Origin of the sequence: Streptomyces tendae (assembly GCF_008632955.1) — a bacterium.
GTDB lineage: Bacteria > Actinomycetota > Actinomycetes > Streptomycetales > Streptomycetaceae > Streptomyces.
In genome coordinates, this window is the sequence record NZ_CP043959.1 from 888,587 (window position 1) to 902,849 (window position 14,263).

13 protein-coding genes are annotated in these 14,263 nt (G+C 71.5%); 9 read left to right on the plus strand and 4 right to left on the minus strand.

The annotated features are described in order from the left end of the window. Positions 1-124 precede the first annotated feature (124 nt). From F3L20_RS04270 to F3L20_RS04300, 7 genes are all read left to right on the plus strand, one after another. Entirely contained in the window at positions 125-1,177 is a 1,053-nt protein-coding gene (locus F3L20_RS04270; protein ID WP_145827054.1) for a BMP family lipoprotein, read from the plus strand. 316 nt (positions 1,178-1,493) lie between these two features. Next, entirely contained in the window at positions 1,494-2,543 is a 1,050-nt protein-coding gene (locus tag F3L20_RS04275; protein ID WP_150152321.1) for a BMP family lipoprotein, read from the plus strand. A gap of 197 nt (positions 2,544-2,740) precedes the next feature. Next, entirely contained in the window at positions 2,741-4,321 is a 1,581-nt protein-coding gene (locus F3L20_RS04280; protein WP_150152323.1) for an ABC transporter ATP-binding protein, read from the plus strand. Next, positions 4,321-5,445 carry an ABC transporter permease gene (locus tag F3L20_RS04285; protein ID WP_150152325.1) on the plus strand — a complete coding sequence of 375 codons (1,125 nt, stop codon included), beginning with the start codon at positions 4,321-4,323 and terminating at the stop codon, positions 5,443-5,445. Before F3L20_RS04280 ends, F3L20_RS04285 begins: the two co-directional genes overlap by 1 nt. Then, entirely contained in the window at positions 5,442-6,716 is a 1,275-nt protein-coding gene (locus F3L20_RS04290) for an ABC transporter permease (protein WP_150152327.1), read from the plus strand. Before F3L20_RS04285 ends, F3L20_RS04290 begins: the two co-directional genes overlap by 4 nt. Next, positions 6,713-7,114 (plus strand): cytidine deaminase, encoded by a 402-nt coding sequence (locus F3L20_RS04295; RefSeq protein ID WP_145827059.1) that lies wholly within the window; start codon positions 6,713-6,715, stop codon positions 7,112-7,114. Before F3L20_RS04290 ends, F3L20_RS04295 begins: the two co-directional genes overlap by 4 nt. A gap of 98 nt (positions 7,115-7,212) precedes the next feature. Next, positions 7,213-8,487 carry a thymidine phosphorylase gene (locus tag F3L20_RS04300; RefSeq protein WP_206338905.1) on the plus strand — a complete coding sequence of 425 codons (1,275 nt, stop codon included), beginning with the start codon at positions 7,213-7,215 and terminating at the stop codon, positions 8,485-8,487. A 90-nt stretch (positions 8,488-8,577) separates the two neighbouring features. Here F3L20_RS04300 and F3L20_RS04305 read toward each other — a convergent pair whose 3' ends face one another. Further along, positions 8,578-9,495 (minus strand): AEC family transporter, encoded by a 918-nt coding sequence (locus F3L20_RS04305; RefSeq protein WP_150152331.1) that lies wholly within the window; start codon positions 9,493-9,495, stop codon positions 8,578-8,580. Positions 9,496-9,615: 120 nt separating this feature from the next. On the opposite strand from F3L20_RS04305, the gene F3L20_RS04310 reads away from it, so the two are divergent. Further along, positions 9,616-10,005, plus strand: a complete 390-nt coding sequence (locus F3L20_RS04310) for an STAS domain-containing protein (protein WP_150152333.1) — start codon at positions 9,616-9,618, stop codon at positions 10,003-10,005. On the opposite strand, the gene F3L20_RS04315 is transcribed toward F3L20_RS04310, so the two are convergent. Next, positions 9,889-10,902, minus strand: coding sequence for a sigma-70 family RNA polymerase sigma factor (locus tag F3L20_RS04315; protein ID WP_145827063.1), 1,014 nt, complete (start codon positions 10,900-10,902; stop codon positions 9,889-9,891). The two genes, F3L20_RS04310 and F3L20_RS04315, sit on opposite strands and share 117 nt — an antisense overlap. Positions 10,903-11,089: 187 nt before the next feature. Then, positions 11,090-12,373, minus strand: coding sequence for an MFS transporter (locus tag F3L20_RS04320; RefSeq protein ID WP_150152335.1), 1,284 nt, complete (start codon positions 12,371-12,373; stop codon positions 11,090-11,092). 63 nt (positions 12,374-12,436) lie between these two features. Here F3L20_RS04320 and F3L20_RS04325 point away from each other — a divergent pair, with 63 nt between their 5' ends. Further along, the gene (locus tag F3L20_RS04325; RefSeq protein ID WP_150152337.1) at positions 12,437-13,399 is read left to right on the plus strand and encodes a LysR family transcriptional regulator; all 963 of its coding nucleotides are present in this window, start codon (positions 12,437-12,439) and stop codon (positions 13,397-13,399) included. 54 nt (positions 13,400-13,453) lie between these two features. Here F3L20_RS04325 and F3L20_RS04330 read toward each other — a convergent pair whose 3' ends face one another. Further along, the gene (locus tag F3L20_RS04330; protein WP_145827066.1) at positions 13,454-14,215 is read right to left on the minus strand and encodes an alpha/beta hydrolase; all 762 of its coding nucleotides are present in this window, start codon (positions 14,213-14,215) and stop codon (positions 13,454-13,456) included. Between the last annotated feature and the right edge of the window lie 48 nt (positions 14,216-14,263).

Sequence of the window (14,263 nt, forward strand, 5' to 3'; positions counted from 1 at the left end):
TAACCGGCCATCGGCACGAATGGATAACGGCCCCGCTCGACCCCGTTCCCAGGAGTGTCTACGCGCGTTAATGTGCGCCGAACCGAGCACCCGCTGCGGGGCTTTGGAGAATGGGGAACTTCAGATGCGTCGGATATCCAAACTGACCCGCGTAGCGGTGGGGGTCGCTTCGCTCGCGCTCGCCGCCACCGCCTGCGGTGGAACCAGCAGTGACAACGGTGACAGCGGGGGCTCCTCCAAGGACGACCTCGGTCTCGCCATCGCCTACGACATCGGCGGCAAGGGCGACCAGTCCTTCAACGACGCCGCCTTCGCGGGCCTGGAGAAGGCCAAGAAGGAATTCGGCTTCAAGACCGCCGACGTCGAGCCCACCGAGGGCGAGACCGACGCGGACAAGGAGCAGCGCCTGGCCTCGCTGGCCCGCCAGGGCTACAACCCGGTCATCGGCGTCGGCTTCGCCTACGGCCCCGCCATGGAGGCCGTCGCCGCCAAGTACCCCGACACCACCTTCGGCATCGTCGACTCCGTCGTCGAGGGCGACAACGTCGCCTCCCTGGTCTTCGCCGAGGAGCAGGCCTCCTACCTCGCCGGTGTGGCGGCCGCGAAGGCGACCAAGAGCAACACCGTGGGCTTCGTGGGCGGTGTGGACATCCCGCTGATCCACAAGTTCCAGGCCGGTTACGAGCAGGGCGTGAAGGCGACCAACTCCAAGGTCAAGGTCGTCTCGCAGTACCTGACGCAGACCGCGGAGGAGGGTGGCTTCTCCAGCCCCGACAAGGGCAAGGCCGCCGCCGAGGGCCAGATCGAGAAGGGCGCCGACGTCATCTACCAGGCCGCCGGCCTGTCCGGCCAGGGCGTCATCGAGGCCGCGGCCAAGGCGAAGGTCTGGGCGATCGGTGTCGACTCCGACCAGTACAACCAGGAAGCCCTCGCCGGCTACAAGGACTTCATCCTCACCTCCGCCCTGAAGGACGTCGGCGGCGCGGTCTACACCCTGACCAAGTCCGTGCACGACGGCAAGCCGCTCACCGGCACCCAGGTCTTCGACCTGAAGGTGAACGGCGTCGGCCTGTCCGACAGCAACCCCAAGATGGCCGAGATCCCGGGCCTGAAGGAGGCCGTGGACGAGGCCAAGAAGGGCATCACCGACGGCACCATCAAGGTCAACACCGAGTGACCCCCCCGTGCCGGGTCCCGCCCGGCACGGACCCCCCGTACGAAGCGGGCGGGCGCCCCGGGCGCCCGCCCTCTTCGTCGTACCGCCGCCGGGGTGTTCCGCAGAGTGTCCAGGAGGGGCCGCGCGCTCACCCAAAGCCACCCCGCGTCTGCGCACAGCGACGCCCCGTCCCGGTCAGCGGAACCGGGTTGCTCACGGGCGCATAACAAGGTGGACAGAAGGGGTTTTCAGGCAGGTCTACGCGCGTTAATCTGCGGCGAAGCCAGCGCCGTACCCCGTACCGTTCCCGGCGCTTGTAAGACTAGGAGCACCACACATGCGCCGGATTTCCCGGATCACGGTCGCAGGCGCAGCGACCGCCTCCCTGGCCCTCGCCCTCTCCGCCTGCGGCGGCACCTCGACCTCTTCGGGCTCCTCGGAGTCGAAGGGTGACAAGGGCCTCGCCATCGCCTACGACGTCGGCGGCAAGGGCGACCAGTCCTTCAACGACGCCGCCTTCGCCGGCCTGGAGAAGGCCAAGACGGAGTTCGGCTACGAGACGGCCGACGTCGAGCCCACCGACGGTGAGACGGACGCCGACAAGGAGCAGCGCCTGGTCTCGCTGGCGAAGCAGGGCTACAACCCGATCGTCGGCGTCGGCTACGCCTACGCGTCCGCCGTGAAGGCCGCCGCGGAGAAGTTCCCCGACACCACCTTCGGCATCGTCGACGACGCCACCGTCGAGTCGAAGAACGTCGCCGACCTGGTGTTCTCCGAGGAGCAGGCCTCCTACCTGGCCGGCGTCGCCGCCGCCAAGACCACCAAGAGCAACACCGTGGGCTTCGTGGGCGGTGTGGACATCCCGCTGATCCACAAGTTCCGCGCCGGTTTCGAGCAGGGCGTCAAGGACACCGACCCCAAGGTCAAGGTCATCTCCCAGTTCCTCACGCAGACCGCGGAGGAGGGCGGCTTCTCAAGCCCCGACAAGGGCAAGAGCGCCGCCGAGGGCCAGATCGAGAAGAAGGCCGACGTCGTCTACGCGGCCGCCGGTCTGTCCGGTCAGGGTGTCATCGAGGCCGCCGCCGCCAACAAGGTGTGGGCGATCGGTGTCGACTCCGACCAGTACAAGCAGGAAGCCCTCGCGAAGTACAAGGACTCGATCCTCACCTCGGCGATGAAGGATGTCGCCAAGGCCGTGTACAACCTGGCGAAGTCGGTCGAGGACGGCAAGCCCGCGACCGGTATCGTCAAGGGCGATCTCAAGACGGGTGAGGTGAGCCTGTCGAACTCCAACCCGAAGTTCGCGGACGACGCCGAGCTCCAGAAAGCCATCGAGACGGCCAAGGAGAAGATCATCAGCGGCGAGATCAAGGTCAAGTCGAGCTGAGTCACACCCTGAACCACGCGGGGTCGCGACCGCTCGACGGGGTGCGAGGAGCCAGGCTCCTCGCACCCCGTCGGTCAGGTGTGCCACCCCTTTGTATGCCGTAGGGGCGCTACGCGCGTAGACGGCCCCCGTCCCCAGGAGAGTGCGTCATCAACGCGTCCAGCAGCCCTCCGGCCGGAGCGGCGGTCAACAAAACGGTGACCGCCGTGGAGCTCGCCGGGATCACCAAGCGCTTCCCCGGTGTCGTCGCCAACCACGACATCCACCTGACCGTCCGCAAGGGCACCGTCCACGCACTCGTCGGTGAGAACGGCGCCGGCAAGTCGACCCTGATGAAGATCCTCTACGGCATGCAGAAGCCGGACGAGGGCACCATCACGGTCCACGGCGAACAGGTCAGCTTCTCCTCGCCCGCCGACGCCATCGCCCGCGGTATCGGCATGGTGCACCAGCACTTCATGCTGGCCGACAACCTCACCGTCCTCGAGAACGTCGTCCTCGGCAGCGAGAAGCTCCACGGCATCGGCGGCAAGGCCCGCCGCCGCATCAAGGAGCTCTCCGAGCGCTACGGCCTGGAGGTCCGTCCCGACGTCCTGGTCGAGGAGCTCGGCGTCGCCGCCCGTCAGCGCGTGGAGATCCTCAAGGTCCTCTACCGCGGCGCCACCACCCTGATCCTCGACGAGCCCACCGCGGTCCTCGTCCCGCAGGAGGTCGACGCGCTCTTCGACAACCTGCGCGAGCTCAAGGCCGAGGGCCTGTCCGTCATCTTCATCTCCCACAAGCTGGGCGAGGTCCTCTCCGTCGCCGACGACATCACCGTCATCCGCCGCGGCACCACGGTCGGCACCGCCGTCCCCTCCGAGACCACCCCGCGCCAGCTCGCCGAGCTGATGGTCGGCAGCGAGCTGCCCACCCCGGAGACGGCCGAGTCCACGGTCACCGACCGGCCCGTGATCACCGTCGACAAGCTGCGCATGGCCGCCCCCGGCGGCAAGCCGCTGCTGGACGACATCACCTTCACCATCCACGAGGGCGAGGTCCTGGGCATCGCCGGCGTGGAGGGCAACGGCCAGACCGAACTGGTCGACGCCCTGATCGGCCTGCGTCACGCCGACTCCGGCGTCATCCGGCTGGCCGACGAGGAGATCACCGCCTGGCCCACCCGCAAGCGCCGCGAGCAGGGCATCGGCTACATCCCCGAGGACCGCCACCGCCACGGCCTGCTCCTGGAGGCCCCCCTCTGGGAGAACCGCATCCTCGGCCACGTCACCGAGAAGCCCAACGCCAAGGGCGTCTGGCTGGACCCGAAGGCGGCCCAGGAGGACACCCGCCGGATCGTGACGGAGTACGACGTCCGCACGCCCGGCATCGACGTCACCGCGGCCTCCCTGTCCGGCGGCAACCAGCAGAAGCTGATCGTCGGCCGCGAGATGAGCCACAAGCCCCGCTTCCTGATCGCCGCGCACCCCACCCGGGGCGTGGACGTCGGCGCGCAGGCCGCCATCTGGGACCACATCCGCGAGGCCCGCCGCGAGGGCCTGGCCGTGCTGCTGATCTCCGCCGACCTGGACGAGCTGATCGGCCTGTCCGACACCCTCCGCGTGATCTACGACGGCAAGCTGGTCGCCGACGCCGACCCGGCCACCATCACCCCGGAGGAACTCGGCACCGCCATGACCGGCTCCGCCGAGGGCCACCTCGAACACGAAGAGACCCCTGCCGAGACCCAGGCCGACCTGTCCAAGTCCGCCGAGTCTCCGGAAGACGAGGCCCGCTGATGAAGAAGTTCGACAAGGAGCGCGTGCTCCTCGCGGTGGCCGGACCGGTCATCGCGCTCGCCGTGGCCTTCGTGCTGAGCGCGATCGTGCTGATCGCCTCCGGCAAGAACCCCGTCGAGCCGTTCGCCCTCATGTTCGAACAGGCCGGGTTCTCGGACGTTCAGGTCCTGATCATCAACCAGGCCTCGATGTACTACATCGCGGCCCTCGCGGTGGCCATCGGCTTCCGCATGAACCTGTTCAACATCGGCGTCGACGGCCAGTACCAGCTCGCCGCGATGATGGCCGCCATCGTCGGCGCGCACGCCGACCTGCCGGCGTTCCTCCAGGTCCCGCTGCTGCTGCTGACCGCCGTGTGCACCGGCGCCTTCTGGGCCGGCATCGCCGGTGTCCTCAAGGTCACCCGCGGCGTCAGCGAGGTCGTCGCCACGATCATGCTCAACGCGATCGCCACCTCGCTGATCGTCTACATGTGGAAGCCGGACGTCTTCGGCGTCAAGATCGGCAACAACAGCACCACCGGCGAGATGCACGAGTCCGGCTGGATCCCCGGCATCGACCTCGGCGAGTCCGGCGAGATCTACGGCCTGGTGATCCTGGCCGTCCTCCTCGGCATCGGCTACTGGGTCGTCCTCAACCGCACCCGCTTCGGCTTCGACCTGCGCGCCTCCGGCTCCTCCACCTCCGCGGCGGCCGCCAGCGGCGTCGACCCCAAGCGCATGGTCCTCACCGCCATGCTGCTCTCCGGCGCCATCGCCGGCCTCGCGGGCCTGCCGATCCTGCTCGGCGACTCGCACACCTACAACCTGAACTTCCCCACCGGCATCGGCTTCCTCGGCATCGGCATCGCCCTGCTCGGCCGCAACAGCCCGGTCGGCATCGTCTTCGCCGCCCTGCTGTGGGCCTGGCTCGACAAGGCCTCGCCCGAGCTGGACTTCCACGGCTACGACAAGGAGATCGCGGTCATCATGCAGGGCCTGATCGTCCTCTCGGTGGTCGTCTCCTACGAGGCCGTCCGTGAGTGGGGCCTGCGCCGCCAGCAGCGCCGGGTCGGCGCCGAACTCGCCGCGGGACACGTCCTGGGCGCCGACAACAACACCACGAAGGAGGTGGCCGGCCGATGACCGCTCCGACCACAGCGACCGACGTCAACCAGCCGTCGCTGGAGCACGCCCCGCAGACCGGCCGCCGCATGTCGCTGCCCGTCCTGATGCTGGTCATCGCCGGAGCCCTGGCCCTGACCTCGATCGTGCGCCTGATCACCGGCGCCGACGGCATCACCAACGTCAGCCAGATGTCCACCGCGCTCCAGCTCGCCGTGCCGATCGGCCTCGCCGGTCTCGGCGGTCTGTGGGCCGAGCGCGCGGGCGTGGTGAACATCGGCCTCGAAGGCATGCTGATCCTGGGCACCTGGTTCGGTGCCTGGGCCGGATTCCAGTGGGGTCCGTGGACCGGCGTCCTCGTCGGCATCGTCGGCGGCTGCCTCGGCGGCCTGCTGCACGCCATCGTGACCGTCACCTTCAACGTCAACCACATCGTCTCCGGTGTGGCGATCAACATCCTCGCCCTCGGCGCCACCCGCTACCTGGCACCGCTCGCCTTCGAGGGCCACCAGGGCGGCTCCGCCAAGCAGTCCCCGGCGGTCGAGTCCCTCGGCCACTTCACCGTGCCGGGACTGTCCGACTGGCTGACCGATCTCAACGCCAAGGGCTGGTTCTTCCTCTCCGACATCGCCGGCCTGCTCGGCGGACTGGTCACCAACGTCTCCTGGCTGACCCTGATCGCCGTCGCGCTCGTCCCCGCCACCTGGTGGATCCTCTGGCGCACCGCGTTCGGCCTGCGCCTGCGCTCCTGCGGCGAGAACCCGGTGGCCGCCGAGTCCCTCGGCGTGAACGTCTACAAGTACAAGTACCTCGCCGTGATCATCTCCGGCGGACTGGCCGGCCTCGGCGGTGTCTTCCTGTCCATCGTGGCCAACCCCTTCTACCTGGAGGGCCAGACCAGCGGACGCGGCTACATCGGTCTCGCCGCGATGATCTTCGGCAACTGGATGCCGGGCGGCCTCGCCATCGGCGCCGGCCTGTTCGGCTACACCGACAGCCTCAACCTGCGCGGCGGCTCCACCAACGTGCACGCCCTGCTGCTGCTCGGCGCGCTGCTCCTGGTGATCGGCGCCATCTGGCTGGCCGTCCGCAAGAAGTACGTCAACGCGGTGATCACCCTGATGGTCGGCGCCCTCGTCTTCGCCTGGTACGCCGGCACCAACGAGGTCCCGAGCCAGGTCGTCGCCGCCACGCCGTACGTCATCACCCTGGTCGTCCTCGCCCTGTCCGCCCAGCGGCTGCGCATGCCGAAGGCGGACGGCATGCCGTACCGGAAGGGACAGGGCAAGTGACCGGGGCCGACGACGCCGGCTGGGAGACGCTGCGCGCGGCGGCGCGGGACGCCATGTCCCACGCCTACGCCCCCTACTCGGGGTACCCGGTCGGCGCCGCGGCCCGCGTCGACGACGGACGCACGGTCACCGGCTGCAACGTCGAGAACGCCTCGTACGGCATCGGACTGTGCGCCGAGTGCGGGCTGGTCTCGGAGCTGCAGCGCACCGGGGGCGGCCGGCTCACGCACTTCACGTGCGTGGACGGCGGCGGCGAGGTCCTCGTCCCGTGCGGCCGCTGCCGGCAGCTGCTGTACGAGTTCGGCGGACCCGGACTGCTGCTGGAGACGCCCGCGGGCATCCTGCCCCTGTCGGAGATGCTGCCCCAGGCCTTCGGCCCCCAGCACCTCACCAAGTAACTCCCGTGCGGCCCCTCCGGACGCCGCCCGGCACACCGGGCGGCGTCGAACGGAGGGGCCGTGCTCTTCGCACCCCGGAAGGAACGCCAGCCATGGCCATGGACGCCATCTCCGTCATCCGCACCAAGCGGGACCGCGGCGAACTCACCGACGAGCAGATCGACTGGGTCATCGACGCGTACACCCGCGGGGAGGTGGCCGACGAGCAGATGTCGGCCCTCGCCATGGCGATCCTGCTCAACGGCATGGACCGGCGCGAGATCGCCCGCTGGACCGCCGCGATGATCGCCTCCGGCGAGCGCATGGACTTCTCGTCCCTGTCCCGCCCCACCGCCGACAAGCACTCCACCGGCGGCGTCGGCGACAAGATCACCCTTCCGCTGGCGCCCCTCGTCGCCGCCTGCGGCGCCGCCGTCCCGCAGCTCTCCGGCCGGGGCCTCGGCCACACCGGCGGCACCCTCGACAAGCTGGAGTCGATCCCCGGCTGGCGCGCCCTGCTCTCCAACGAGGAGATGCTGTCCGTGCTGGACGGCGTCGGCGCGGTGATCTGCGCGGCGGGCGACGGTCTCGCCCCCGCCGACAAGAAGCTCTACGCCCTGCGTGACGTCACCGGCACCGTCGAGGCGATCCCGCTGATCGCCTCGTCGATCATGTCGAAGAAGATCGCCGAGGGTACCGGCTCGCTGGTTCTGGACGTCAAGGTCGGTTCCGGCGCCTTCATGAAGACGGTCGAGGACGCCCGCGAGCTGGCCTCGACCATGGTGGGCCTCGGCACCGACTCCGGCGTGAAGACGGTCGCCCTGCTCACCGACATGTCCACCCCGCTCGGCCTCACCGCCGGCAACGCGCTTGAGGTCCGCGAGTCCGTCGAGGTCCTCGCGGGCGGCGGCCCGGCGGACGTCGTCGAGCTGACGATCGCGCTGGCCCGGGAAATGCTGGAGGCGGCCGGCATCCGTGACGCCGACCCGGCGAAGGCCCTCGCCGACGGCTCCGCGATGGACGTCTGGCGCCGCATGATCAGCGCCCAGGGCGGCGACCCGGACGCCGCACTCCCGGTGGCCCGCGAGCAGCACGTCGTCAAGGCTCCGTCCTCCGGCGTCCTGACCCGCCTGGACGCCTACGACGTCGGCGTCGCCGCCTGGCGCCTGGGCGCCGGCCGTGCCCGCAAGGAGGACCCGGTACAGGCGGGCGCGGGCGTGGAGATGCACGCCAAGCCCGGCGACCGCGTGACCGAGGGCCAGCCGCTCCTCACCCTCCACACCGACACCCCGGACCGCTTCGACTACGCGCTCCAGTCCCTGGAGGGCTCCTTCGACATCGGCTCCGGCGGGGACTTCACCGCCACGCCGGTGGTCCTGGAACGCATCGCCTGACCAGGACTTCTCCCTTCCGGGTGAACGGGACCGGTGGACCCCCGCCGGTCCCGTTCGCCGTGTCCGGCGGGTGCGTGGGGCCGGCCCGGCTCAGCCCAGCACCGCCGCCACCGCCACCAGGACGGGGACCGAGAGCGCCGTCGAGACGAGGATGGTCTCGCGGGCCAGGCGTTCGCCGACGCCGTAGCTGCTCGCGTAGGTGTAGAGGTTCTGGGCGGCCGGGAGCGCCGAGGTCACCACCACGTCCAGCAGGTGCGCCCGCGCAGGCCGAACACCCCCACCCCAGCGCCAGGCGGCCAGCGGCTGGCCCACCGCCTTGAGCCCCACGGCCAGGAGCACGGCCCCCCGGTCGCCTCCACGCAGCGGCAGGGTGCTGCCCCGCAGCGAGATGCCGAACGCGAGCAGCACGGCGGGGACGGCCATGTTGCCGATCAGCTGCACCGGGTCCCACACCGGTCCAGGTATCTCCACCCCGGCCGCCGACACCGCCACCCCCGCCAGCGACCCCAGCGCGATCGGATTGCGCAGCGGGGTCAGCAGCCGGCGCCACAGGGGCAGCTTCCCGCCCGCCGTCGACAGGTCCAGGATCGTCAGCGCGACCGGCGTGACCCCGACCAGCTGGAACAGCAGCACCGGCGCCACCAGCGAGGCGTCCCCCAGCACGTACACGGCGATGGGGATGCCCAGGTTGCCGGAGTTGACGTAGCTGGAGCACAGGGCGCCGACGGTGGTGCGGCCCACGCCCCAGCCGCGGGCCACGCCCACCGCCACGAAGACACCCGCCACGGCCGCCGTGCTCAGCGCGGTGACCAGCAGGCGGCCGGAGAACACCACCGACAGGTCGGCGCGGGCGAGCGTCGTGAACAAAAGCGCCGGGGACGCCACGTGGAACGCCAGCTTGGTCAGGACCTCACGGCCCTGCGCGCCCAGATCGCCCCGGCGGCCGATGAGGTAGCCGACGCCGATGACGACGGCGATCACCAGGAACCCGCTCAGCACCCCCTGCACGGCGGCTCCCCCTGGCGGTGAAGGGCACCGGACACCAGGGGCGGCGATGATCTGTGGCGCATACAGCCAACCCTCCGGGGGAGGCCGTGCCCAGGTCAATGTGATCCTCGGCGCCACGCGATGAGTTACCGGTGTGCCGCCGGTCTACCGCTCGTGGACGCCATGACACCGCCCGTACTCGTGCTCAGCGGCCCCCTCACCATGGACGAGGTGAGCGGGCCGTGCGAGGCGCTGCGCGCTCTGCTGGACGGCGGGGGGCGAGGCGCCGTGGTGGTGTGCGACGTGGCCGGGCTGGGGCCGCCGGGCCTGGCCGCCGTCAACCTGCTGGCCCGGCTGCAGCTCACGGCCCGCCGGGCCGGCGGGCGGATACGGCTGCGGGACCCCTCCCCGGCGCTATGCGCCCTGCTCGACCTCGTCGGTCTCCGCTTCGAGACGGAGGGGCAGCCCGAACAGCGGGAACCACCGCTGGGTGTCCAGGAAGCAGTGGAACCCGGTGATCCGGCCGTCTGAGATCTCCAGCGCCTGGATCGCCCACGGGGCGAAGCCGCCGTTCTCGGGGTCGGGCTTGTACTGCGCGAACCCGGGCAGGCCGTTGACCTGCACCGGCACCAGCCGGGAGCCGGCGCACGGGGCGCCCAGCGTCGTGATGAAGCCGGTGATGTCGCCGGCGCCGGTCAGCCACAGGTCGAACGGCGGCATCGTCATGATGGCGTCCTCGTGCAGCAGCTCGGTCAGCGCCGACATGTCGTACCCCTCGAAGGCGGCGACATAGCGGTCGAGCAGCTTCTTCTGGTCCTCGTCCAGCGGGTCGGAGACCGCCGCGTCCTCGCCCGGCTGCCTGCGCTCGGCCAGCGTGGCCCGGGCGCGCTGCAGGGCGCTGTTGACCGACGCGACCGACGTGCCGAGCAGCTCGGCGACCTCGCTCGCCTTCCAGGCCAGCACCTCGCGCAGGATCAGCACCGCCCGCTGCTTGGCGGGCAGCTGCTGGAGCGCCGCCATGAACGCGAGCCGCACGGACTCCTTGGCGACCGCGGCCTCCGCCGGGTCGGCGGGCGTGGGCAGCACCCGGTTGTCCGGCATCGGCTCCAGCCAGGTGTGGTCGGGGCGGGGCGAGAGGGCGGCCCGCGCGAGCGGCGTGGACTCCGTGAGGTCCATCGGGCGGGCGCGCTTGTTGCCCGCGGACAGCATGTCCAGGCAGACGTTCGTCGCGATGCGGTAGAGCCAGGAGCGGAGGCTGGAACGGCCCTCGAACTTGTCGAGGCTGCGCCAGGCGCGGATCATCGTGTCCTGCACCGCGTCCTCGGCCTCGAAGGACGAGCCGAGCATCCGGTAGCAGTATCCGGTCAGCTCGACCCGGTACTGCTCGAGCGTGGCGTCCAGGTCCGTCGTCGCCGTGCCGTTCGTCATCGTCCACCCACCCCATGTGGCCTTTTCGTGGCGCCCCGTCGCACCACCACTCCGGAAGCTACCGCAGCCCACTGACAACGGCCCCCCGAGTGAGCTAATCCGCAGGTCAAAGGGGGCGGGCGAACCCGGTCGTGCGCGGCTCGGACGGGCCACGGACGAACGGGTCGTGCGCGGCCCGGACGGGCCGTCAGGCGGGCTGGACCTCCGCCGCGCGGGCCGCCGCCCGGGTCCCGGCCAGGGTGATCGCCGCGACGCCCGCCACCGCGACCAGCCCGACCGCCACCGTCCCGGCCCAGCCGCCCGCGTGGAAGGCCAGCGCCCCCACCGTGCTGCCGGCGCTCGACCCGATGTAGTACGCGGACTGGTACAGCGCCGCCGCCTGCGCCCGGCCCTCCGTCGCGGTCCTGCCCACCGCCGACGACGCCACCGCGTGCCCCGCGAAGAACCCGGCCGTGATCAGCACCAGACCCAGCAGCACCAGCGGCAGCGACCCGGCCAGCGACAGCAGCAGCCCGGCCGCGGTGGTCCCGCCGCCCGCGTAGAGGGCGCCCCGGCGGCCCAGCCGGCCCACGAGCCGTCCGGCCGCGGAGGCCGACACCGTGCCCACCAGGTACACCAGGAACACCGATCCGGCGACACCCTGCGGCAGCGAGAACGGCGCCTCGGTCAGCCGGTACCCGATGACCGTGTACACGCCCCCGAACACCGTCATGAACAGCGCGCCGATCGCGAACAGCCGCCGCAGCAGCGGGTTCGCCAGGTGACGGCGGACCGTGCCGGCCAGCACGCGCGGCGCGAGCGAGCCCGGCGTGAAGTGCCGCGGCACCGGCAGCAGCAGCCGGAAGGCCACCGCGCAGGCCACCGCGACCAGCCCGATCACCGCCACCGCGACGCGCCAGCCCCACTCCTGCGCCACCCAGCCGGTGATCACCCGGCCGCTCATCCCGCCGACGCTGTTGCCGGCCACGAACAGCCCGATCGCCGTCACCAGCGCCTTCGGCGTGACCTCCTCCGCGAGGTACGCCGTCGCCGAGGCGGGCAGCCCGGCCAGCGCCGCGCCCTGCAGCGCCCGCAGCGCCACCAGCGCCCCGAGCGACGGCGCGAACGGCACCAGCAGCCCCAGGGTCACCGCGACGGCCAGCGAGGCCGTCATGACCGTGCGCCGCCCGAACCGCTCGGACAGGGCGCTCATCGGCAGCACGAACAGCGCCAGACCACCGGTCGCCGCCGACACCGTCCAGCTCGCGTCGCTCGCGCTGACCGCGAAGTCACCGGAGACCAGCGGCAGCAGGGCCTGGGTGGAGTAGAGGAGCGCGAAGGTCGCGACGCCTGCGAGGAACAGGGCGAGACTCATCCGGCGGTAACCGGGACCGCCCGGGGACATCCGGGTCTCCTCGGCGGACGGCTGGGCGGCGGGGAGGGGGGCGACGGCGTCCACACGGGTGGACGCCCCGGTACTGGCGGGAGTCATGCCTCGAACGTACGGAGGTCTCCGCTCATCCGTCCAATGCATGGAATCGCCATAATCGTTCCCATGGAGCATCAGCGGAGGTCGGACGGTCGCCTGTCACAGTCCGGTGACACACGAGACAGAGAAGAGATGGCCCGGGTGCTCGCGCCCCGCCTCGCCCACTTCGCCGGGGTGGCCCGCACCGAGCACGTCACCCGGGCCGCCCAGGAGATGCAGGTGCCGCAGTCCACCCTCTCCCGCGCGCTGGTCCGCCTCGAGGAGGACCTGGGCGTCGACCTGTTCGCCCGGCACGGCCGCACCGTCTCCCTCACCCCCGCGGGCCGTACCTTCTTCGCCTCCGTCGAGCGCGCGCTGGACGAGATCGGACGCGCCGCCGAGGAGGTCCGCGCCGACGCCGACCCGGCCACCGGCAAGGTCGCCTTCGGCTTCCTGCACACCATGGGCGCCGAGACCGTGCCGGGACTGCTGCACGCCTTCCGCGCCGACCATCCGCGCATCCGCTTCAGCCTGGTCCAGAACCACGGCGAGGCGATGCTGGAGGGCCTGCGCGCGGGCGAGCTGGACCTGTGCCTGACCTCGCCGGTGCCGGAGGCCCCCGACCTCGTCGCGCGCCGTCTCGACGAGCAGAAGCTGCGCCTGGTCGTCCCCGCCGACCACCGCCTCGCGGGCCGCCGCCGGGTCCGTCTCGCGGAGGCCGCCGACGAGACGTTCGTGACCCTGGAACCCGGCTACGGGCTGCGCCGCATCACCGACGACCTGTGCGCTAGGGCCGGTTTCGCCCCGCGCGTCGCCTTCGAGGGCGAGGAGGCCGAGACCCTGCGCGGCCTGGTCGCGGCCGGCCTGGGCGTCGCCCTGCTGCCCCCGCCCCCGTTCCCCCGCCCCGGAGTGGTGGAGCTGACGGTGACGGCCCCCCGGGCGGCCCGTGAGATCGGCGTGGCCTGGCTGGCGGGCCGCCCGGACACGCCCCCGGTGGCGGCGTTCAAGAGGTTCCTGCTGTCGAGGCGGGGGAGCCTGCTGCCGGGGTGACCGCGGACCCGTGCCCGCGGCCCGTGGGGCAACGGAGCCGTACGCGTCCGCCCCCTACCGCCGCAGCGACTTGCCGAACCCGGCCGCCAGCGGCATCCGCAGCCCCAGCGGAGGCGGCGCCGCCAGGGCGTCCTGCACGGGACGGGAGAACGCCCGCCCGAACAGCACACCCATGACGAAGTCCTCGGCCAGGGCCAGCACTTCCTCCCGGTACTGGCTCAACCCATGGCCGTCCGCGTGCACTTCGAACCGGCACACCTCCCGGTTCGCCTTCTTCGCCCGCGCCGCCAGCCGGAACGACAGCTCGGGGTCGGTGCGCGCGTCGTTCGTGCCGTGCACGATCAGCACGCGCCGCCCGGCCAGCTGTTTCACCGGTTCGGGTGGTGCCGTCCCGTCCTCCTCGGGCAGCCAGGGGGCCAGTGCCACCACGGAGTTGACGGCCTCGTGGCCCGCCGCGCGCAGGGCCGCCCTGCCGCCCATGCCGAGCCCGGCCAGACAGACGGGGACGTCCCCGTAGCGCCGTACGGCCTCGTCGGCGGCCCATGCGGCGTCGTGCGCGAGATGTGCCTCGTCACCGTTCCAGCCGCGGTAGCGGTAGTGGACGACATGGGTGGCCAGGTGCTGGTCCCGTCCCGCGCGGGCCAGCCGGCGCCCCAGGCCGCGCACCGAGACGGCCGCCCTCATCGGCGACGGTCTGCGGGCGGAGGCCTCCTCGCCGTTCGGGAGCAGCAGCAGCACCCCGCTCACCGTCGTCGGCTCCGCGCCGAGCGCCCTCCCCAGCCGGGCCGTGCGGACCGGCGTCGCTTGCTGTGCCATGACAGAACATTCTCAGAAGGGGCGGCGAACGCGACCCCTCCGTGCGGT

Bases quoted from the DNA above. Each gene is read 5' to 3' on its own strand.
- F3L20_RS04270 (WP_145827054.1), top strand. From the start codon at position 125: ATGCGTCGGATATCCAAACTGACCCGCGTAGCGGTGGGGGTCGCTTCG.
- F3L20_RS04275 (WP_150152321.1), top strand. From the start codon at position 1,494: ATGCGCCGGATTTCCCGGATCACGGTCGCAGGCGCAGCGACCGCCTCC.
- F3L20_RS04285 (WP_150152325.1), top strand. From the start codon at position 4,321: ATGAAGAAGTTCGACAAGGAGCGCGTGCTCCTCGCGGTGGCCGGACCG.
- F3L20_RS04290 (WP_150152327.1), top strand. From the start codon at position 5,442: ATGACCGCTCCGACCACAGCGACCGACGTCAACCAGCCGTCGCTGGAG.
- F3L20_RS04300 (WP_206338905.1), top strand. From the start codon at position 7,213: ATGGACGCCATCTCCGTCATCCGCACCAAGCGGGACCGCGGCGAACTC.
- F3L20_RS04310 (WP_150152333.1), top strand. From the start codon at position 9,616: ATGAGTTACCGGTGTGCCGCCGGTCTACCGCTCGTGGACGCCATGACA.
- F3L20_RS04315 (WP_145827063.1), bottom strand. From the start codon at position 10,902: ATGACGAACGGCACGGCGACGACGGACCTGGACGCCACGCTCGAGCAG.
- F3L20_RS04320 (WP_150152335.1), bottom strand. From the start codon at position 12,373: ATGACTCCCGCCAGTACCGGGGCGTCCACCCGTGTGGACGCCGTCGCC.
- F3L20_RS04325 (WP_150152337.1), top strand. From the start codon at position 12,437: ATGGAGCATCAGCGGAGGTCGGACGGTCGCCTGTCACAGTCCGGTGAC.
- F3L20_RS04330 (WP_145827066.1), bottom strand. From the start codon at position 14,215: ATGGCACAGCAAGCGACGCCGGTCCGCACGGCCCGGCTGGGGAGGGCG.